Source organism: Leuconostoc lactis KCTC 3528 = DSM 20202, assembly GCF_014651235.1.
Classification (GTDB): Bacteria; Bacillota; Bacilli; order Lactobacillales; family Lactobacillaceae; genus Leuconostoc; species Leuconostoc lactis.
The window spans coordinates 45,206-65,153 of the sequence record NZ_BMWM01000003.1 but is presented as its reverse complement, the minus strand read 5'-3'; the positions used below and the strand labels follow the sequence as shown (position 1 = coordinate 65,153).

The following is a 19,948-nucleotide window of genomic DNA, read 5'->3' as shown; positions in this document are numbered from 1 at the left end:
TTGTGAAAAGGTCATAACAATCTCCTTAATACCAACGGGGTAACAATAGTAGTTGGAAAATGATCAGAATGCATAAAGCAATGAGCCAATCGCGTCGGTTAATCGTGACGGTCTCAAGATGGGTACGTTGCGCGCCTTCAGTAAAGCCGTGACTGACCATCCCCTCAGCCAAACTCTGTGACCAACGAATGGCAGACAAAATGGCTTTAAAATACAGTTGAGGATCCCAAACGTGCAATGTCATGCCACGCATTTGAGCGGCCACGCGAATCGTTTTAATTTGTTGCTTCACCGCAGGCATAAAATTCAATACACCAACCAAGGCATAAACAAAGGTGGGGCTCAAGTGCGCACGTTGCTCAAGGGTGGCTAAGAAAATGTCGCATTCATCATTGAGCTTTAGCGTGAACAAACCACCCAGCCAGAGATAAGCGTACACACGGGATAGCATTACCCAAGCCATGTGGACATGATCACCGGTACCAAAGTACATCAGAGAGAACCAAGAGCCAAGGCCTGGCAGGGCAGGTAGTAAGCACAGCCATAACCATTGTTGCCAACATAAATGCAAAATCAGGTATAACAAGGCACTCACACCGATGACGATAAGATTAACCGTTACACTTTTAGTGAAGGTTAATTCCAAGGCAATGACCATAATCACGCCAAATTTTATCAGTGGATTCATGATGCGTCACCTCGAAAAGTTAGTTGCTGGTCTTCAAATACTAAGTGGTAGTCAAACCAATCCGTTACTGCGTGTAATTGATGGCTAATCATCATCACGGTTTGGTTTTGCTTGGTGGTCATGTCAGCGATGACAGCTAACAGTTGTGCCTGTGACGCACTGTCCAAGCCAGCCAAGGGTTCATCAAATAACAAAACCGGCGTGCCAGTCATGAGCATGAGCAATACTTGCAGTTTTTTTTGTTGCCCACCAGATAATTGGTAAACGATGTGCTCACGCACATGACTCAAATTCAGCTGTACCAAGATGTCATTGAGCAAATCGGCTGTCCAAATTTCTGGGAAACGGCTCATTTGCTGTGCTTGTGCCAATTCTTCTGCCATTGTCATTGCGACAAATTGCTGCTCGGCATTTTGGAAAACAAGGGCGACATCGCGAACGTGTTGTGCAATGCGACGTTTAGCGAGTGATTGGTTTTGGTACAACATATCACCACCGTAAGGGTAAAGCTTCACCAAAGCCGAAAATAAGGTTGACTTACCAACACCATTTGGCCCAGTAATCAGTGTGCGTTTGGCCTTGGGAATCGCGAGTGATGTTTCAGAAAGTAAGAGGCGATCACCATTGGTGAGGGTGACTTGATCTAACACCAAGTCGCCAATCACAGCGTCTGGTTGGGTGGTGTGAACGGTGGGTTGGGTGGGCAATTGGGACAAAATCGTTGTTTTTTCGTCAGCTGATGCGGTGTTCAATCCCCCATCAGCCATCACGAAAACATCATCGATAACGTCAGCGTAACCGCTCCAATCATGATCCGCAATTAAAATCGTTTTGCCAGCTTGTTGATAGGATTTGATCAACTGAATCAATTGCAGTCGCGACGTGGGATCCACGTTAGCAAACGGCTCATCAAGGAGTAAGAAATGACTGTCTGCTGCGAGGACTGCGGCCAATGCCACCTTTTGTTTTTCACCACCGGACAAGGTCATTAAGTCATGCCACATGAAGTCACGCATGCCCACGCGGGTCAGGGCAGCTTCGATGCGTGGCGTGATGTCTTCAGGCGCAACCTGGAGATTTTCTAGGCTAAAACGCAGTTCTTCAAACGGTGTCTTCATGACAAATTGACGGGTGGGATTTTGGAAGAGATAACCAATATATGCTACCCGCTGAAAAGGCACAATATCATGTACAGCATAGCCGTCCAAAGTCAATGTGCCCGTCAATTCACCGCCACTAAAGGTTGGATAAAGACCGGCCAGGAGTTTAAGCAGGGTTGATTTACCACTACCACTTGGGCCGACAAGTAAATTCAAGCTACCAGGTTGTAACGTTAACGACACGTCCTTAAGAACCGGTACATCAGCGTAGGCAAAATTAACTTGTTGGATAATGAGATCAGTCACGACGTAAGATACCAGCTTTTTCAATCAGTTTTTGGATGGCAACGACTAAGACACCACCAAAGAAGAGGAGTGACACAAAACGTGTCAAGAACAAGGCTACAAGTAGGCCAATATGGTATGAGGCGTAACCGTCACGGAAGAGTGACCAAATGAAAGTCACAATGGTGCCGGTAACGGCAGAAGCGAAAATACCGCGCCAATGCCAATCTTTATAACCGAGAAGCGCAAAACCAGCTTCACTACCAACACCTTGAACAAGGCCTGACAGTAGTGTGGACACGCCCCATTGGCCACCAATTAACATTTCAACGGTAGCCGCAAATAATTCACCCAATACCCCCGCACCGGCTTGACGGATTAACACACTCGCTAAAGGTGCTGCCATCATCCAGCCACCAATCAACAGATCATTGGCAAAGGGGGCCAACCCTAACGGTGTCAAAGCAGCCGCAAGGATATTATAGACGGGGCCAAGTATCCAGAAAATAAAGCCGATGAAGACTGCGACAAAAGCCAGCAGTAACACATCGCGTAACGCCCAGTGTGACCGTTTAGAATTTGAAATCGTTTGCATAATGAATATGCCTCCATAAAATTTTTGTAGTTTTGTATCTTATGTCTGGCACGGTGCAGTTTTGATGTGTCGGATAACGGCCAAATTTTGGCCAACAAAAAAACGCCTGGCTTTTTATGAACCATGCGTTTACTTAAAGACACACTAAAGCGCAATGCTCCCTTCGCTGGTACTAACCAGATCAGGTTCAATGGGTGTTTCTCAGCCAAATGGCACCCCAGATTGTTAAATATTCAACTACACGTTAAATTTAACATAAGTCAATCGTTTATGCAAACACTTTCATGAGCGTGCGGATGCCGTCATGTCATATCTTGTTTGAGAAATACTGGTATAATATGAGCAACGAGGTGAATCATGACAGAATATGAATTTGAAGTTGGGGTCATTGGCGCCGGACCTGCTGGTCTTGCAGCAGCGTATGCTGCGCGCGCTTTAGGCAAAAATGTCGTCATTTTAGAAGATTATTTATGGGGTGGGACGTGCCCTAATTATGGCTGCGATCCAAAGAAAATATTGCTGGCGGCTGTTGAAGGGATTCATCGGCAATCAGCCCTGCAAAATCTTGGCTTGCGAGGCTTGTCAACGATTGATTGGTCAGCTTTGATGGCGCACAAACAGCGTTATGTCGACGCAGTTGAACCCCGTAAAATACGCGGACTTGATGCGGCAGACATTACCCGCTTTTATGGTCGGGCAGCTTTTGTGAATGCCGATACGGTCACAGTTGGTGACACAGGTGACCGTATTAAGGCGCTTGATTGGGTTATTGCTACTGGACAGCGCCCAAAAACATTAACGTTTCCTGGGGCAGAATTGACGCAAGATTCAGAAGCCTTTTTGAATTTGCCAGTGATGCCAGATGACGTCACGTTTATTGGCGCTGGGTATATTGGAATGGAGTTTGCCAACATTACGCAGGCTGCTGGCGCCCACACACGGATTGTGACCGCCGGACCGACAGCACTGCGGGCGTTTGATCAAACGCTAGTCCGTCAATTGATCACGGACATGCAAGAAACAGGTATTTCCTGGTACTTTAATGCAACGGTCCAACAAATTGAGAAAACGCCGACTGACCGTCTACTAGTGACATTGACAGATGGGACACAATTTGAGACTGGTCGTGTTTTTGTAACGGCTGGTCGGGTGGCCAATGCAGATCAATTACAACTTGAAAATGCCGGTGTGGTCTGGGATACGACGGAAATTCCGGTTGATGATCATTTGCGTACGTCAAACCCACATATCTATGCCATTGGGGATGTCGGCGGTTCACCAGTCCCTAAGTTAGTACCAACTGGGAACCATGAAGGCCGGTACGTAGCGCAAGCCATTGCTGGGTTAACCACTGCACCCATTACTTATCCAGCCATCCCAGTTGTAGTATTTGGGACTCAACATATTGCTCAAGTTGGCTTATCCGTTGAAGCCGGGCTGGCAAATGGGTATCGGGTAACTGATATTGATATGAGTCAAGTTATGCCATTTTATCGCTACAATGATACAGCGCGGGTACGAACAGTGCTCGATGATGCTGGCCATATCGTTGGGGCGAGCGTGATTGCTGCTGAAGCCGAAGAAGTGATTAACTATTTTGTCACAGCCATTAATGAACGGCGGACGTTGGCTGAAACCCAAGCTAACTTATATGCGTATCCGTCATTAGGATCAGAATTTGCAACGTTTTATTAAAAGCCATCGTCTTAGACGATGGCTTTTTTCGCTCACTTTGATCGCATTTTGACGTAAAAAAGGCACAAAAAAAGCAGTCCGAAGACTGCTGCTAACATTGCCCCTGTTGGATTCGAACCAACGCATAGTGGCACCAGAAGCCACCGCCTTACCGCTTGGCCAAGGGGCAATTACTCTATATATTTTACAGACTTCACACGGATTTTGCAAGCCTCAAAACGGGCTTTGTCAAATCATGATTTATTGTTTATACTAGGGACATAACAAAGGGAGAACAATCATGGCATACGCAACTTATGAAAATACTGTCGAAAAACTTAAAAAGCACCGCATCACGATTCGCGGGATTGCGTTGATTGGGTATGAAAACCAACACCGCTATCAACCTGACTTGACGTTAGAACAAGTCGAAGAAGCGGTGGTTAGTATTTTGCATAAGCGGGTCGTGCAACATCAAATTTGGGTAGCTTTGGAATTAGATCGCTTGGCCGAAGCACATTTGCTGGAATCACCTTTGCAGGATTTAGTTGAAGGGGACGATTCACTTTTTGGCGTGGATGAAACGTTGGGGACAGCCATTGCGATGTCTTATGACACCATTGGTGTGACCAACTATGGTTACATTGACAAAACAAAAGTTGGGTTAGTAGGCGAATTGGATCGCTTGGGGAAAACAACGCCAGCCGTCACCACTTTTGCAGATGATATTGCTGGCGCTTTAGCAGCTGCTGCGGCCTCAAAAATTGCGCACAACTATGCGAGAAATATTGTGACGAACTAGGCACACACCATTTAACGCTACGGCGTTTTTATTTTGATTTGCAAAATCGGTCTATACCAATTATAATGAGGGTAGTTAGAAAAAGGAGGCAGTGTCTAAGCAGATAAATTATTCAATGTGTGTATTTGAATAATGATGATACTGTGACACGTATAATCATGGTAAAATTATTGAAAAATATTGATCTTTACACAGGATACAAGCACATGCCAGATGCGTATATCCGTTTTTCTGATACGATTTTAGATGTCGGTTATATGGCAGATTTTGTCCCTGATGCTGAAGATACAGTCATTGAGGAGGCCAGTGGCCGATTAGTGGTGCCTGGCTTTATCGATGTGCATAAGCACGGTGGCTATGGTTTCGATACGATGGACGGGGATCCTGAGAAGCTTAATGAAATGGTCAACTTGATGGTGACCGAAGGGATTACGTCACTCTTTCCCACAACCATGACGCAATCCCCAGAAAATATTGAACGCGCTTTGGTGACGATTGATCAAGTGGCGAAGACGAACCCCGTGATTCAAGGCATTCATTTGGAAGGCCCATTCATTAATAAGGTTTTCATGGGCGCTCAGCCAGAAGAATACATTGTTGATCCGGATACTGAATTACTCAAAAAGTGGTATGCTTTATCTGGTGAACGGATTCGCTTAGTGACATATGCGCCCGAAAACGGCGGCATACCTGATTTTGAAGCCTTTATGTTAGCACATAATATTCGCCCATCAGTCGGGCACTCCAATGCAACACGTGAACAATTGACCCATTCACGCGCGACTCACGTCACGCACCTTTACAATGCGCAACGACCACTCCACCATCGGGAACCAGGCGTGACGGGCCATGCGATGCTTGAATCATCAATCACGGCGGAATTAATCGCTGATGGTTTCCACATCGCCCCTGATATGCTAGAATTGGCCTTTCGTTTGAAGGGGCCTGAACAGTTAGAACTCATCACGGATTCCATGCGGGCTGAAGGCCTTGGTGACGGTGTTTCTGAACTTGGTGGTCAAAAAGTGATCGTGAAAGATAAGCAAGCCCGTCTTGAAAATGGTCATTTAGCAGGTTCGGTGTTAGCTTATGATGATGCATTTCGTAACATCCAAGAAATGACATCTGCTGATATCCAAGCTGCTGTTCAAATGAGTTCAGTAAATCAAGCCCGTGAATTTGGGCTGACCCAAAAGGGCAAACTTGCGATTGGCAAGGATGCTGATTTTAATTTATTTAATAAGGAAGATATGCAATTATTGGCGACGTATTCATTGGGTCGTCGATTTGCACGGAAGAATTAATGACAAAACCTGCGACACCACGTTACATCCAAATTCATAATCAAATTAAAGCGCGCATCGAGGCAGGGGAATGGCAGTCACATAAGCGACTACCAGCCGAACGTGAATTGGCGGCAGCTTTTAATGTGTCACGAATGACACTACGGCAAGCTGTACAAACACTCGTTGACGAAGGTTTATTGGAACGTAAAGTTGGGTCTGGGACGTATGTCGCAGAGCAAAAAGTTTCAGAACGTGCCTTAGGCATGACCAGTTTTACGGAATTGATGGCGGCAACAGGACGCGTGGCGCGTACGGAAACGGTGAGTTATAAAGTCACATCACCATCAGCCTCTGAAATGACCCATTTACAACTGACACAAAACGATGAAGTCATTGTCATGGAGCGGTTGCGTATGGGGGATGACGAACCGATTTTGCTTGAACGGACAACGGTGCCAGCCAAGCTCGTGACGAATTTTTCTAAGCATGACCTGACCGAATCGTTATATGTGACGTTAGGCAAGGCTGGCGTGCAACCAGGTCGCGCAGAACAAACGATTTCAGCCAGTCTGGCCAATGAACGCCTGGCAGAATTGTTACAAATTAAGCGTGGGGATGCGATTTTGACGGTCCGTCAAGTCTCTTTTGACCAAAATGATCGACCGTTTGAATATGTCCGTTCCTATTATGTGGGCGAACGTTTTGAATTTACATTGACGCGATAACGTCAAAAGGCTAGCTGATGCTAGTCTTTTTTAGTGAGTAGAAAAATTAAGATGAGTGCACCGCTCATAAAAGGTAACGGATTTATTGCAAAAATAATAAAAATGCTAATACGCGAGGTATTAGCATTTTTATAAGCAATTATATTTTATAAGCGTGCTTACTTATGGCTTAACTTTTTAGCGAGGTAATCACCCACCACTTGGACAATCAAGACAAGAATTAAGACAAGAATAGTGGCAAACCAGGTCGTATCTGTGGCAAAACGGTTATAACCATACGAAATGGCCATGTTACCCAAACCACCAGCGCCAATGGCACCAGCCATGGCCGTCAAACCAATCAAACTAATGAGTGTGACAGTTGAGACACGAATGATTTCTGAACGGCCTTCACGCAAGTAAACGCCGAAGACGATATCCCAAAATGAAGCGCCTACAGATTGTGCGGCTTCAACAATACCGCCGTCGACTTCTGATAAAGCGACTTGCATTTGGCGCGCATAGAAAGGAAAGACACCAAGTGACAACGGTACCAACGCTGCGGTTGTCCCGATTTGTGTGCCAACCAAGAGCTTCGTAAACGGCGCAATGGCGGCCAGCAAGATAATAAACGGTACGGCACGGAAGATTGAGACGATTTTATCTAGCAGCCAAAAGAGCGTGCGATTTGGGGTGATCCCGTTAGGCGCTGTAATCACCAAGCCAACCCCAAAAATCAGGCCAAGCAAACCGCCAAATAGCGCAGACCAGAAGGTCATAAAGAGTGTTTCGTTAATAGCCGTTAGCCAACCAGTATCACCAGTCCAGCCTTGATAAACCACATTTGGAAATGTCTGTGCGAACCATGTCTGCATGATTATTGCCCTCCTTTAAGGATTTCAATTTCAACGTGATGATCAGCTAAGGTTGAAATCGATGCTTTAAGTTGTTCAGGGGTTCCTGATAGAATGACGAGTAGTGAGCCAACCGGTGTATCTTGTAAGACTTCGATGTTACCGTACAAAATATTGGCCGTCACATTGAAATCACGGAAAAGCCCAGCGATAAGTGGTTCATCGGTTGTCTCGCCGACATAAGACAAGCGGACAAAGATTTCGTTGGGTTGTAAGTTTTGCACCATTGGTTGGGCTGTAACTGTCTCAATCGCCTTATCAATGTTCGTCGCCGTTTCGATGAATTCTTTTGTTAATTGTTCCTTTGGTTGGGCAAAGATATCTAACAGTGAGCCACGTTCAATGATTTCACCATTTTGCATGACCGCGACTTTATTGGCGATTTCTTTGACGGCCTGCATTTCGTGGGTGATGAGCACAATTGTCAAACCAAATTCTTGGTTGAGCTTTTTGAGCAAGGCCAAAATTTGATTCGTTGTCTTGGGATCCAGTGCAGAAGTGGCTTCATCGGAAATTAAAATTTCAGGATCATTGGCCAAAGCGCGGGCGATGGCCACACGTTGCTTTTGACCACCAGACAATTGTGATGGATATTGTTGCGCGCGATCAGATAAGTCAACCAATTCAAGGAGCTCAGCCACTTTTTTAGCTTTTTCTTTTTCAGATAGTGGGCTGTGTTGGAGGGCAAACGCCACGTTTTCTGTTACCGTGCGTTCGTTTAGCAAGTTGAAATGTTGGAAAATCATGCCGATTTTGCGTCGGCGATCACGGAGCTTTTGGCTAGAAATGCGGGTAATTTTACCGGTCTTATCATCACTTTGAAAGAAAACTTCGCCGTTGACGACCACAGAACCACTGGTTGGTTCTTGTAGGAGGTTAATGACACGTACTAATGTTGATTTACCAGCACCTGAATAACCAACAATACCGTAAACGTCCCCCCGTTCAACATGGACAGAGACGTTGTTTACCGCAGTAATCGTCCGTTTTTTTTGATGGAAAGCGACAGTAATATTGTCTAATGCAATAATGGGTAGACTCATTCATTTACTCCTTTAGTTGAGATGCTTGATAACTCTTAATTAAAGCTTTGACGGCATCAATATGTTGGTCATAATCAACCAAACGAATATGCTCGTTTGGCGCATGGTCGAGGTTATTGGCATAACCAACGCCAAGGCTGGCAATTGGGGCCTGCAAAGCCGCATAAATTGTTGCCATTGGACCCGTGCCAGGTGATGTCGGCATGACCACGGGTTCTACCTGATAATAAGCTTTGGCCACAGAGATGACCCGTTGAATTTCTGGGTCAGACATATCGCTGCGATAACCAGCTAGCCCCAATGTTTTGGTAACAGTGATATCCGCAAAACCTTGTGCAGTCAAATGATCAGCAATGCGTTGTAACGTGATGTCTGGTGACATATTGGGGACTAAGCGCGCTTCTAATTTAGCCGTGGCGGTCGCGGGTAAGACAGTTTTAACACCTTTATCATTATAACCTGAGATGATGCCTTGGACATTAAGGGTTGGTTGGAAATACAAGGTTTCTTTTAAATCTTGGCCGTTACGATCTGTATAAAGTGGTACTTTTAGGCCGTGCTGTGCCACTAAATCTTCTCGTGTTAGCGGTAACTGGCCAATTAAAGCTTTTTCACGTGCGTTTGGTGCGATGACTTCATCATAAAAATGCGGTACGGCAATATTGCCTTGTTGGTCAAATAAAGCGGTAATAGCTTGGGATAAGCGGATAGGGGCCGAGTCAACAACAGCCGACAATGATGAATGTAGGTCACTATCTGCTGTGTTAGCGGTTAATTCAAAGGTCACAATCCCTTTATTCCCGCCATAAATTTCGACAATGTCGTCCGCATTTTTACCACCAGATTCCCAAAGTACCAAATCAGCCTTGATGGTGTTGGCATGTTTTGCCAAATATTCTGGTGAGTATTGTGAGGCAGTTTCTTCGGCACCTTCGACGATAAAGATGATATTAACCGGTAAGGTTTGGTTATTTTCTTTTAAATACTCGGCAACTGCCGCTAGACGCGCAGTTAAATTGCCTTTATCGTCGTCAACGCCGCGGCCATATAGCTTACCATCCCGTGCTGACAATGTCCAAGGCGCCGTCGTCCACAGGTCAAGGGGTTCGGCAGGTTGGACATCATAGTGGTTATAAATCACAAGGGTCTTGGCATCGGGTTGGTCACTGGTGAATTCAGCCAGTACAAAGGGGGCAAAATAGGTGTCATCGTAGGTTACTTTAGCACCAAGTTGGCGAAAAGCGTTGGCAATCGTTGTGGCTGCTTCGGGTAGTGACGCTGCCTGAGCGGAAACACTCGGAATGGCCACAAGTTCTTCAAGTAAAGTGAGGTAGTCTTGTCGGATTGTCATATGTGTTCTCCCGTTAAACATATGTACCTGTAAGCAAGCTTACAGATGGTAAGGATTTGTGGTTACTTCTTGTAATCCCAAACGGTAATTTCGGCATTACCGTAGTACTTTTTCACTAATTCTTTTGTTTTCTCAGTTTGCAATGACTTCACCACGTCCTTTAGGACTTGCTTATCTTTGTCCTTTTTGTTGGCTGCGATAAAGTTGAAGTATTGCTCAGAGTTCTTATTCAAACTTTCAACAAAAATGGCTGAATCAATATTCAAGTTGGCCGACTTGGCATAATTGGTGTTGACAACCGCAGCGCCAACCTTAGGATCATTTAGGGATGCTGCTGTTTGTGAGCCATCAACTGGGGTGATCTTCAAATGCTTTGGATTTGAAATAATGTCCTTTGGTGTGGCTTGGGTCGTATCTTTGAGCTTGATAAGACCAGCATCGGCCAATAAATGGAGACCACGGTTTTCGTTTGTTGGATCGTTGGCAATGGTGATTTGGTCACCATCTTGAATGTCACTAACTTGCTTGTATTTATCGGAGTAAATACGTAATGGTGTCGTCCAAGTGTCACCAATTGGGACAATATCTGTTTTATATTGCTTATTCCAGTTTGCCAAGTAAGGGTAGTTTTGGAAAGCGTTCAAGTCAATTTCTCCAGCAGATAAAGCCTTGTTAGGTTGGAGATAATCCGTGAACTTCTTGGTCTTTAAGGTGATACCGTACTTCTTCTTGGCGGTTTCCTTGACCGATTGCCAAATTTCGTCCTCGTTCTTGTCACCAGCCATGACACCAATTGTGACCGTTTTGTTGGCCGTTTCTTTGCTGTGACCACCAAAACTAAAGTAAGCACCTACGGCAATGGCTGCAACAGCAACACCGCCAATAATCCAATTCTTTTTTTGACTCATGCGACAATCTCCTTTATAGCGGGGGTGGGTGGTTAGCGAATGATTCGCTGATCTGAACGTCCCATGCCAACTGATGTGACGCTCAGATCAGTAAACCAATCGTTACTGATCAAACTTTACTTAGAGAAATCTTTTCCCCAAGCGGCGAGTTCGGCGCCGTCATAAACCTTATCGATAACAGTTTTTGTGGTTTGTGTTTGGTAAGCCTTAACAACATCTTTGAGGGCTTGTTTGTTCTTATCTTTTGCATTAGCGGCGATAATGTTGACCCATTGATGAGAATCTTTGTTGATGGGTTCAACGAAAATGGCCTTTTTATAATCCAGACCAGCAGTATCAGCGTAAGTCCCGTTAACCACGGCACCTTGTACATCTGATAACGCACGCGCTGTTTGATCAGCGGCTAATTCCTTAATTTTTAAGTCTTTTGGATTCTTAGTAATGTCCTTGACAGTTGCTGTTTTTAAGCCTGGCTTCAAATCAATGAGGCCGGCGGCCTTCAAAACGTAGAGGGCACGACTTTCATTTGACGCATCGTTTGGAATGGCAATTGTATCACCAGCTTTGAAATCAGAAACATTCTTATAAGTGTTACTATACAAACGAATTGGTGAAATAACCGTGTCACCAAGTGCGACGATCTTGTTACCCGTTGCTTTATTAGAGGCATCAAGGAACGCATAATGTTGAAAGGCGTTAATATCAATGTCGCCATTGGCAAGGGCTTTGTTTGGTTGGTTATAATCTGAAAATTCTTTGAATTTCAAGGTAATGCCGTAATCCTTTTTGGCTGTTTTAGCCACTGACTGCCAAATTTGGCTATCTTGCTTGGAACCAGACATAATACCGACAGTGACCACTTTGCCGTCAGTCTGTTGGGCTGGCTTACCAAAACTGGCGTAGCCAATTCCGCCAATGGCCACAATTGCGGCGCCACCAATTAACCAATTTTTTACTTTACTCATGTGTTATTCTCCCAAATGTTGTCATGAATGATGTGATTTTAGAAAAGACAGATCAGTTTAACAGGGACAAAAAAACCGCCTCTGTATGCCTAAATACAGAAGCGGCTAAAAAAGCGCGTTACCATTCTGAGTTGTCAGTCAATATTACTATTGACTTGCTCACTAACCATCGGGCATCGGGAGATGATCCTAGCCGAATGGTGTGCCCAGTAACGAGGGCCAAACCGTTGCCGACTAAATGGTAAACCAATTCGCCGACACCAATCACAGGTCATTTTCACAATCTCACGCACGCTAATTTTCATCAACCATTAGCTTTCTGGGCTTTGCTCAAGTGCTACTTTTCTGTTCAACTTGTTTATTTCTAAAATCGTTAAGTTTTATAATACGCACTGGTTTAATATTTGTCAACACCTTTTTTTGAAAAATCAAAAAGTAATGTGAAAATCGTGAGTAAAATCACGCTAGAGCCAATCAACGTGTAATGATCAAAGAGGTACACAAAGCAAGTTGAGACAAACGCGCCAACCAAAAAGGCTAAGACAATGAGGGCAAACAACCACGCATCGTGCCGAGCTTGCCGGTCTTTGGTGTAAAAGAAAGTCATCAGGTTAGCGCCAACATTGCGGAGATTACCAGTTGACATCACGCTGGTAAAGGGCAACCCTTTAACCTTAGGAAAAGCGTCTAATTGGATAGCTAAAAAGAAGGACAGTAACGTGATATAAAGGGTACTTGAGATATAATGACTCAAGCACACAACGAGCAAGACGCCAAAAGTTTCGACAAGTAGGCTGTGTTGTTGTTGGGAGAGTTTTCCAATCTTGAATTCTCGTTTGAGAATACCGTTAAAAGCAGCGCCTAATACGAAAAAAATAATGGGTAAAATAAAGCTTTGTGCGGCAGTAAATTGCCCTTTGGCCAGTAAGAAGCCGGCTTGAATAATATTACCCGTTTGTAAGCTGGCAAAACGCTCGCCGTGATATTGAAAGGTATAGGCATCGACAAAGCCAGAATTAGCTGCTAAAAGGAGTGCGATATAGAGACGCTCATGAATCGGATGAGTCGGTTTTTTTGACATAAAATAAAGCGGCACGCAATTATAACTGCCAATGACAGTGATCGTTGCGTGCATCCTTCCAATGATTTTTATCATTCCATTTTACGCTATTTTCAGGGTAAAAGACATTAAATTCTGTCTCATAGTGAACCGTCGGTAACTTGCGTCATAGGCGTCCCTTTGTTATAATAAAGGTATAATCATTCCTGAGGGAGTAACTGGCGGATTTTCCGCGATAATACCGTCAAAGCGAGTAAGGTTAAAGACCTTACTTATATCGAACATGTGGTTCCGGTATTGTCTTAAATAGTGAGACTCATGTAAACAACTCGTGCCGGCGCATTGTGTTGTTTATGTGGGTCTTCTTTTTTTAAGTGAGACGCAGGGATGAAGGCACAAAGCCTAGGAGGAGAAATATGGCAGAGAAGCCACTATATAACCAAGATGTGACGACCATCATTGCCGAGTTGAACACGGATGGGCAGCGGGGGCTAAGCACACAAGAGGCTGCCAAGCGTTTGGCTGAAAATGGTCCAAATCAGTTAAAAGAAGCGACCAGCACGTCATTGCTACAAAAATTTATCAATCAATTTAAAGATTTGATGATTGCCATTTTGTTAATTGCAGCGATTGTTGCTGGCTTTACTGGCGAAATGGTTGATGCGATTTTCATTTTGGCAATCGTGATTATTAACGCCGTTTTTGGTGTTTTTCAAGAAGCGAAGGCTGAAGACGCGATTAATGCGTTAAAAGAAATGTCGACGCCGAATGCGAATGTTATTCGTGACGGCAAAGACATGGTTATCAAGTCAACAGATTTGGTAGTTGGTGACATTGTGCGTTTGGAAGCCGGCGATATTGTACCGGCTGATCTGCGGTTGATGGAATCAGCCTCATTGCAAATTGAAGAAGCCTCATTAACTGGTGAGTCTGTACCAGTTGATAAAATTGCGGCTACTTTAAAGGCGACTGACTTGCCATTAGGTGATCGCAAAAACTTAGCTTTCATGAACACTAACGTCACGTATGGTCGTGGTGTGGGGATTGTCGTGCACACCGGTATGCAGACTGAAATTGGTCATATTGCTGGGATGTTAGACGCAGCTGCAGAAACACGCACGCCTTTGCAAGATAATTTGATCCAACTTGGTCGTGTCTTGACCTATTTGATTTTGGCAATTGCAGCCATCACGTTTGTTGTGGGACTGTTGCGTGGTAAAGAAACAATTCTAAACATGCTGCTCACGTCAATTTCATTGGCAGTTGCGGCGATTCCGGAAGGACTTCCAGCGATTGTGACGATTACGTTGGCATTGGGAACAACCCGAATGGCAACCCGTCAAGCCTTAATTCGTAAGTTACCAGCAGTGGAAACACTGGGATCAACTGATATTATTGGTTCTGATAAAACGGGTACGTTAACGCAAAACAAGATGACAGTTGAAAAGTTGGTTGTGAATGCTGAAATTTCCGATGCGGCAACGACAGAAGAACTAACAGGCACTTACGCACGACTAGCTGATATTTTAGCGTTAAATAATGATACAAAACGTACGGATAATGGTTATGTTGGTGACCCAACTGAAACGGCATTAATTGCGTTTAATGAAAATCATCAACGTGATTTGGATAAGTTGTTTGCCAAAATGCCGCGTGTTGCTGAAATTCCGTTTGATTCGGAACGTAAGCTCATGACAACCATACATCCCGCACCACAAGGTTACATGATCACGGTTAAGGGTGCACCGGATGAATTATTAAAGCGTGCGACACAAATTGAAATGCATGGTGAAATTGTCCCATTGACACCAGCAATTCGTGAAAAATTGTTGGCGATTAATTCTGAATTAGCCATGCAAGCCCTACGTGTCTTAGGTTTTGCTTATAAATTATCTGATACGATTCCACCGGTGATGGATCCGGATGCCGTCGAAAATGATCTTGTCTTTACAGGTTTCGTGGGGATGATTGACCCTGAACGTCCGGAAGTGTCTCAAGCCGTGGCGGAAGCTAAAATGGCTGGTATTCGCCCAATCATGATTACGGGTGATCACCGTGATACAGCGGCAGCGATTGCGATGCGTTTGGGTATTTTAGATGAAGCGGATATGGATAAGGCCGTTATCTCAGGTTCTGACTTGGATAATATGAGTGATGCTGAATTCGCGGACAAAGTTGACCGTTATAGTGTTTATGCTCGTGTGGCACCAGAACACAAGGTTCGAATCGTGACGGCTTGGCAGAAGAAGGGCAAGGTGGTTGCCATGACTGGGGATGGTGTCAACGATGCGCCAGCATTGAAAGCCGCTGATATCGGTATTGCCATGGGGATTACCGGAACTGAAGTGGCTAAGGGCGCTTCGGATATGATCTTGGCTGATGATAACTTTGCCACAATTGTGCATGCGGTTGAAGAAGGCCGTAAAGTCTTTGCCAATATTCAAAAAGCGCTACAGTATTTGTTGGCATCTAACTTAGCCGAAGTGATTTCAATCTTTGTGATGACGTTGCTTGGTTGGGAAATTCTCGCACCAATTATGATTTTGTGGATTAACTTGGTGACTGATACCTTACCAGCGATTGCCTTAGGTCTTGAACCAGCGCAAAAAGATGCGATGACGAAGAAGCCACGTGGTCGTGGTGCTAGCTTCTTGTCGGGTGGTGTTGGCCCAGCCATTATTTGGCAAGGTATCTTACAAGCTGTAATCGTGTTATCAGTTTACGGCTTCTCATTGGCTTATCCTGTTCATGCCGGTGAAACAGCGGCGCACCAAGATGCCCTAACCATGTCATTTATGACACTTGGTTTGATGCAAATGTTTAACGCGATCAACGTGAAGTCAGTTTATGGTTCAATGTTAGGCCCACAAGCCTTCCGCAATAAGTTATTCAACTGGGCCTTGGTTGGCTCATTGGCTGTGATGGCGGCAGTTGTCGTGATCCCACCGTTGAACCCAATCTTCCACGTGTCGCATTTGGATGCTTACCAATGGGCAGTTGTCTTAGTTGCTGGAATTAGTATCATTCTGGTCGTTGAACTGGTAAAATTAGTACAGCGAAAAATTTTCAAAAAAGGATAAGAGACATTGCCAAAATTTAATCCAAAACAAGCCCAAATTTATATTCAAACATTACAAAATGTTTTGACGAATACGGAAGATACTGCAACACGCGTTTCACCTTTCTTTACAAAGTTAGATGATGCGAAGGAAGCAGGTCAAATTGCTGATATTCCTACTGCAGAATTTGCTGAAATTAAAGCCGAATTCGAAGATGCGGTGGCAAACTACAAGGCCAATGCGGCACAATTAAATGCTGCTTCAGCACCAGTACGTTTGTTAGGCGTGCACAAGTCACTGGCAACGGCGTACACGAAGTATGCCGAAGCGACGCAACTAATGGCTGACGCCGTGGTTGTGGCTGATCAAAGTGTGGATGCTGATAAGTATGCCCAATCTGAAGAAGAACAAGGTATTTACTTAGAAAAGATTCATGCAGCCGTAGCCAAGATTATGAACGCTAATTTGTAATCAAAAAGCCGACATCGTGTCGGCTTTTTTATTTGGCGTCTTCAGGCGCAATACCATACACTTCGATGTGAAAACCAGTAATATTTAAGGCACTAGCTTGTCGGGCAGCTTCAAGTAGTGGTCCGACATCAAAGTTTTCCGCATCAATAATGGCATTTGTTTGGGTATTGATAATATGATAGTGTGGCTGGCCGTAGTAATCAAAGTGACGTTTACCATCATTTAAGGTATCAATTGCGATGACGATGCCAGCCGCTACTAGGCGTTCTAAAGTGTTGTAGATTGTAGCTAAACTAATCTCTGATAAATCACGGTGGATCATTTCCGCGGTGGGGTGGGTTTCATGGGTCATGAGATAGTCTAAAATGGCGAGACGTTGGCCAGTTACCCTCAGCCCATGTTTTTTTAAAATGTCGCGGTGTATCAGCTCTGTCATAACGGCCACTCCTTTGCTTGTCATGTTTAGTATACCATGCCAAATCGCTTGTTTCTCAGTTAAACCCTGTACATCGTCACCAGGATTATGCACATGAGTTGAACACTTTTTAGGTCATCTGCCGTTTTTTTTGGCATAATAGAGATATGTTAAATCAAGTGAAATATTATTGGCAGAAACTAGATAATCGCTGGCAGTTGGCGACGTTAGGAGCGTTGTTTTCGCGTGCCCAAATTAATTATGTTGGTCCAACTTTTGCGTACTACGCCTTGCTAACGGTTTTTCCGATGCTGATGTCAATTGCCATGATTGTCTCGCTTGCCAATGTGAGTCAAGCCGCCTTAATGACAACACTTAATAGTATGTTGCCACAGGATGTTGCCGCGATTGTTCGCCCAATTTTCAAATCGGTCATGGCGTCCAAGCAAGTATCGCTGTTGTCTTTTTCGGTGCCCTTCACTTTATGGACCGTGTCGCGGGTGATTGCAGTTTTCCGGTTGTCGTTTAATCGCATTGCGGATACTGACGAGCGAATTAGTACCATGTTAACGCGATTTTGGTCATTTTTGTGGCTGTTGGGCATTTTAGCTGGGTTTGGCGTGTTGTTGATTGGCGGCAATGTTTTAACCCTTGTCGTCAATCGTCTGCCAAGCAATCAGTTACCGCTGTTTATCCTACATCAGACGCGTTGGTTAATTTGGTTGGGGCTGTGGTTAGCGCTGATCATGCTAAACTACTTTTTACCGACCAAATCAGGTCGTGCGCCATTTAAAATAGTCATGTTAGGGAGTCTCATTGAATTGGGATTGTTGGAGATTTTGAATGTTGCCTTTACTTGGTATGTCAGGTTTGGGCTAAAGCGTTATGATTTCTATCAGTCAATGAGTTCAATTATTGTCTTGTTGATTTGGTTAAACTTAATTGCCACGATTTTGGTCACGGGGTATGTTTTGATTCATTGGTTAACCGTCTTGTCGGCACAACGACAAGCACGACAGGAGGATTCACATGTTTAATGCGCAGGATTTTGATATTTTTAACGAGCCGACACTCTCTGGCCGCATGACGGCGATTCGGGACGTGATCGACCCTAAGTTTGAGCAGGCTGCTGCAGTCATTTTGCCAATTTTAGCGACAGATGGGCAACACTGGACAGCCCACATTGCCAAGCATTTACGGCGGACAACCAATGCGCCAGACAACACATGGGTCGCTTTTGCGCCCAATAAACGTGGCTACAAAATGATGCCGCACTTTGAACTGGGCTTGTGGGCTGATCACCTCTATCTTTATTTGGCAGTTGAAGAGAATATGAAACCGCAACAAACACCTGACATTGTCGCTAAGTTACAACGCGCACGTGAACAAGTGGCACAACTACCTGCAGGATATGTGTTAAGTGCTGATCACATGGTCAACGCGACGCAACCGCTAACCTTAGCAGCTTATGATGACCTGGTTGACCGTTTTGCTAACGTACGGCATAGTGAAGTGCTAATTGGCTTAACAATGCCGCGCGGTGATGCCAGTTTACAAGGCGATCAGGCAACTGAAGTGCTTAGCACTGTCGTCAAAACTTTATTACCAATTTATCAAGTCCTCAAATAAAAAAACCGTGATGGGTTAATACCATCACGGTTTTTTAACGATAGATGAGAAGTAGGGATAAAGCAAACATTAAGACATACCCCATCTGTTGCCAGCTACCGATTTTGGCTTTGACGAATTGTAAAATAAAGGCCAGTAGACTAAAGAGGATGACAAAAATCGTCCCGATACCAATCGCATGGCTAAACACCGTGACCCAAAAGAGGCCAAGGGTTAGGATACTTAACTTCCGACCATCAGGATTGGGCATAATGATGGGGGTAAAGAAGAAGCCAAAACCAAACAACATGGGTAGTAGTTGATTGAGATAACGATGCGTGACAAAGCCGTTTGAAATGTAAAAGATGGTAACAGGGACGGCATAGGTTGCCAAAACACTTAAAAGCACTAAACCTAACCAATTTTGTAAGCCTAACCACTGTTGTTGTAGCACGATAAAGAACACGCTAAGCAGGAGTAACAACAAGAAAATCTCGTGTCGTGTCTGGATGAGCGAACTAAAGGTCAGTAAAATGCTCACGCCTAGGAAGGCATAACTCAGCAAACTACGTAAATTTTGGGTAATCAGCAGTGTAATCCCAATGGCTAAGGCCAGGGTGTAGCCAAATAATGGCACTAATTGCCAAGTCACAGTGGCTTCGGTTAACGTCTTGGTATGTAGTAGTGGCTGACGCCACCAAATGAGATTTAAGCTCAAAATAATAACCACGAGTGGGACCCATTGGCGCCAGTCTAAAAAATTCACTGGGTGAAAGTTTTCATAGGCACGGCGTTCGCGCGGATCAGTCGTGATGCGACGGGGCATGGGGCGACCGTCTGGTAATTGATGTGATTGTAAATGAATTGGATAAGTCATATTGTTATTGTACCTTAATTTGCCGGGCCTGCGTAGCGTTTTGGTCACAAGAATTTGCAATCTAGTGGTGACTTTGTTATGCTAAAGATACAATTTAAACAGCTATCAAGAGCAGGCGAGTGATACAGCACTTTGACCCTGCA

At 44.6% G+C, this 19,948-nt stretch carries 19 protein-coding genes, 1 tRNA gene and 1 riboswitch; of the genes, 8 read left to right on the top strand and 12 right to left on the bottom strand.

Annotation, left to right across the window (positions count from 1 at the left end; all coding sequences use genetic code 11):
* Positions 1-25: 25 nt before the first annotated feature.
* Genes IE039_RS01985 through IE039_RS01975 form a run of 3 tightly spaced genes read right to left on the bottom strand, consistent with a single transcriptional unit; the run spans position 26 to position 2,668 of the window.
* The gene (locus tag IE039_RS01985; protein WP_010004358.1) at positions 26-688 is read right to left on the bottom strand and encodes an energy-coupling factor transporter transmembrane component T family protein; all 663 of its coding nucleotides are present in this window, start codon (positions 686-688) and stop codon (positions 26-28) included.
* Positions 685-2,094 carry an ABC transporter ATP-binding protein gene (locus IE039_RS01980; protein WP_189428647.1) on the bottom strand — a complete coding sequence of 470 codons (1,410 nt, stop codon included), beginning with the start codon at positions 2,092-2,094 and terminating at the stop codon, positions 685-687. Before IE039_RS01980 ends, IE039_RS01985 begins: the two co-directional genes overlap by 4 nt.
* A complete protein-coding gene (locus IE039_RS01975; protein ID WP_010004359.1) occupies positions 2,087-2,668 on the bottom strand; it encodes an ECF transporter S component in 582 nt (193 codons plus the stop codon). The genes IE039_RS01980 and IE039_RS01975 overlap by 8 nt, the downstream gene beginning before the upstream one ends.
* Positions 2,669-2,808: 140 nt before the next feature.
* Positions 2,809-2,898, bottom strand: a riboswitch (TPP riboswitch).
* Between the two features lie 127 nt (positions 2,899-3,025).
* Between IE039_RS01975 and IE039_RS01970 the strand changes: the two genes are divergently transcribed.
* A complete protein-coding gene (locus IE039_RS01970; RefSeq protein WP_189428646.1) occupies positions 3,026-4,363 on the top strand; it encodes a dihydrolipoyl dehydrogenase family protein in 1,338 nt (445 codons plus the stop codon).
* A gap of 97 nt (positions 4,364-4,460) precedes the next feature.
* Here the strand turns inward: IE039_RS01970 and IE039_RS01965 are convergent.
* A tRNA-Gln gene (locus IE039_RS01965) sits at positions 4,461-4,532 on the bottom strand.
* A 111-nt stretch (positions 4,533-4,643) separates the two neighbouring features.
* On the opposite strand from IE039_RS01965, the gene IE039_RS01960 reads away from it, so the two are divergent.
* The 3 genes from IE039_RS01960 (at position 4,644) to IE039_RS01950 (ending at position 7,155) form a co-directional block, all read left to right on the top strand.
* Positions 4,644-5,144, top strand: a complete 501-nt coding sequence (locus tag IE039_RS01960) for a phosphatidylglycerophosphatase A family protein (protein WP_019041383.1) — start codon at positions 4,644-4,646, stop codon at positions 5,142-5,144.
* 158 nt (positions 5,145-5,302) lie between these two features.
* Entirely contained in the window at positions 5,303-6,448 is a 1,146-nt protein-coding gene (gene nagA, locus IE039_RS01955) for an N-acetylglucosamine-6-phosphate deacetylase (protein WP_189428645.1), read from the top strand.
* The gene (locus tag IE039_RS01950) at positions 6,448-7,155 is read left to right on the top strand and encodes a GntR family transcriptional regulator (RefSeq protein WP_189428644.1); all 708 of its coding nucleotides are present in this window, start codon (positions 6,448-6,450) and stop codon (positions 7,153-7,155) included. Before nagA ends, IE039_RS01950 begins: the two co-directional genes overlap by 1 nt.
* Positions 7,156-7,313: 158 nt before the next feature.
* Here IE039_RS01950 and IE039_RS01945 read toward each other — a convergent pair whose 3' ends face one another.
* The 6 genes from IE039_RS01945 to IE039_RS01915 form a co-directional block, all read right to left on the bottom strand.
* Positions 7,314-8,009: a methionine ABC transporter permease gene (locus tag IE039_RS01945; protein ID WP_010005472.1), complete on the bottom strand. Its 696-nt coding sequence runs from the start codon at positions 8,007-8,009 to the stop codon at positions 7,314-7,316.
* A 2-nt stretch (positions 8,010-8,011) separates the two neighbouring features.
* Entirely contained in the window at positions 8,012-9,091 is a 1,080-nt protein-coding gene (locus tag IE039_RS01940; protein WP_189428643.1) for a methionine ABC transporter ATP-binding protein, read from the bottom strand.
* 4 nt (positions 9,092-9,095) lie between these two features.
* On the bottom strand, positions 9,096-10,442 hold the full coding sequence (locus IE039_RS01935; RefSeq protein ID WP_189428642.1) for a M20/M25/M40 family metallo-hydrolase: 1,347 nt from the start codon (positions 10,440-10,442) through the stop codon (positions 9,096-9,098).
* Positions 10,443-10,504: 62 nt separating this feature from the next.
* Entirely contained in the window at positions 10,505-11,350 is an 846-nt protein-coding gene (locus IE039_RS01930; protein ID WP_189428641.1) for a MetQ/NlpA family ABC transporter substrate-binding protein, read from the bottom strand.
* A gap of 116 nt (positions 11,351-11,466) precedes the next feature.
* Positions 11,467-12,315 (bottom strand): MetQ/NlpA family ABC transporter substrate-binding protein, encoded by an 849-nt coding sequence (locus IE039_RS01925; RefSeq protein WP_189428640.1) that lies wholly within the window; start codon positions 12,313-12,315, stop codon positions 11,467-11,469.
* Positions 12,316-12,712: 397 nt separating this feature from the next.
* The gene (locus tag IE039_RS01915) at positions 12,713-13,396 is read right to left on the bottom strand and encodes a YoaK family protein (protein ID WP_189428638.1); all 684 of its coding nucleotides are present in this window, start codon (positions 13,394-13,396) and stop codon (positions 12,713-12,715) included.
* Positions 13,397-13,791: 395 nt separating this feature from the next.
* Between IE039_RS01915 and IE039_RS01910 the strand changes: the two genes are divergently transcribed.
* Positions 13,792-16,455, top strand: coding sequence for a cation-translocating P-type ATPase (locus tag IE039_RS01910; RefSeq protein WP_189428637.1), 2,664 nt, complete (start codon positions 13,792-13,794; stop codon positions 16,453-16,455).
* A 6-nt stretch (positions 16,456-16,461) separates the two neighbouring features.
* Positions 16,462-16,905 carry a chemotaxis protein gene (locus IE039_RS01905; protein ID WP_189428636.1) on the top strand — a complete coding sequence of 148 codons (444 nt, stop codon included), beginning with the start codon at positions 16,462-16,464 and terminating at the stop codon, positions 16,903-16,905.
* A gap of 28 nt (positions 16,906-16,933) precedes the next feature.
* Here the strand turns inward: IE039_RS01905 and IE039_RS01900 are convergent, their stop codons facing one another.
* Positions 16,934-17,341, bottom strand: a complete 408-nt coding sequence (locus IE039_RS01900) for a Fur family transcriptional regulator (RefSeq protein WP_029509585.1) — start codon at positions 17,339-17,341, stop codon at positions 16,934-16,936.
* Between the two features lie 146 nt (positions 17,342-17,487).
* Between IE039_RS01900 and IE039_RS01895 the strand changes: the two genes are divergently transcribed.
* Positions 17,488-18,357, top strand: coding sequence for a YihY/virulence factor BrkB family protein (locus IE039_RS01895; protein ID WP_010006230.1), 870 nt, complete (start codon positions 17,488-17,490; stop codon positions 18,355-18,357).
* Entirely contained in the window at positions 18,350-18,949 is a 600-nt protein-coding gene (locus tag IE039_RS01890) for a DUF1054 family protein (protein WP_189428635.1), read from the top strand. Before IE039_RS01895 ends, IE039_RS01890 begins: the two co-directional genes overlap by 8 nt.
* Positions 18,950-18,983: 34 nt before the next feature.
* Here the strand turns inward: IE039_RS01890 and IE039_RS01885 are convergent, their stop codons facing one another.
* Positions 18,984-19,805, bottom strand: coding sequence for a hypothetical protein (locus IE039_RS01885; protein WP_189428634.1), 822 nt, complete (start codon positions 19,803-19,805; stop codon positions 18,984-18,986).
* Between the last annotated feature and the right edge of the window lie 143 nt (positions 19,806-19,948).

Bases quoted from the DNA above. Each gene is read 5' to 3' on its own strand.
- IE039_RS01930 (WP_189428641.1), bottom strand. From the start codon at position 11,350: ATGAGTCAAAAAAAGAATTGGATTATTGGCGGTGTTGCTGTTGCAGCC.
- IE039_RS01935 (WP_189428642.1), bottom strand. From the start codon at position 10,442: ATGACAATCCGACAAGACTACCTCACTTTACTTGAAGAACTTGTGGCC.
- IE039_RS01975 (WP_010004359.1), bottom strand. From the start codon at position 2,668: ATGCAAACGATTTCAAATTCTAAACGGTCACACTGGGCGTTACGCGAT.
- nagA (WP_189428645.1), top strand. From the start codon at position 5,303: ATGGTAAAATTATTGAAAAATATTGATCTTTACACAGGATACAAGCAC.
- IE039_RS01915 (WP_189428638.1), bottom strand. From the start codon at position 13,396: ATGTCAAAAAAACCGACTCATCCGATTCATGAGCGTCTCTATATCGCA.
- IE039_RS01970 (WP_189428646.1), top strand. From the start codon at position 3,026: ATGACAGAATATGAATTTGAAGTTGGGGTCATTGGCGCCGGACCTGCT.
- IE039_RS01945 (WP_010005472.1), bottom strand. From the start codon at position 8,009: ATGCAGACATGGTTCGCACAGACATTTCCAAATGTGGTTTATCAAGGC.
- IE039_RS01985 (WP_010004358.1), bottom strand. From the start codon at position 688: ATGAATCCACTGATAAAATTTGGCGTGATTATGGTCATTGCCTTGGAA.
- IE039_RS01925 (WP_189428640.1), bottom strand. From the start codon at position 12,315: ATGAGTAAAGTAAAAAATTGGTTAATTGGTGGCGCCGCAATTGTGGCC.
- IE039_RS01900 (WP_029509585.1), bottom strand. From the start codon at position 17,341: ATGACAGAGCTGATACACCGCGACATTTTAAAAAAACATGGGCTGAGG.
- IE039_RS01960 (WP_019041383.1), top strand. From the start codon at position 4,644: ATGGCATACGCAACTTATGAAAATACTGTCGAAAAACTTAAAAAGCAC.
- IE039_RS01950 (WP_189428644.1), top strand. From the start codon at position 6,448: ATGACAAAACCTGCGACACCACGTTACATCCAAATTCATAATCAAATT.
- IE039_RS01890 (WP_189428635.1), top strand. From the start codon at position 18,350: ATGTTTAATGCGCAGGATTTTGATATTTTTAACGAGCCGACACTCTCT.
- IE039_RS01895 (WP_010006230.1), top strand. From the start codon at position 17,488: ATGTTAAATCAAGTGAAATATTATTGGCAGAAACTAGATAATCGCTGG.
- IE039_RS01940 (WP_189428643.1), bottom strand. From the start codon at position 9,091: ATGAGTCTACCCATTATTGCATTAGACAATATTACTGTCGCTTTCCAT.
- IE039_RS01910 (WP_189428637.1), top strand. From the start codon at position 13,792: ATGGCAGAGAAGCCACTATATAACCAAGATGTGACGACCATCATTGCC.
- IE039_RS01885 (WP_189428634.1), bottom strand. From the start codon at position 19,805: ATGACTTATCCAATTCATTTACAATCACATCAATTACCAGACGGTCGC.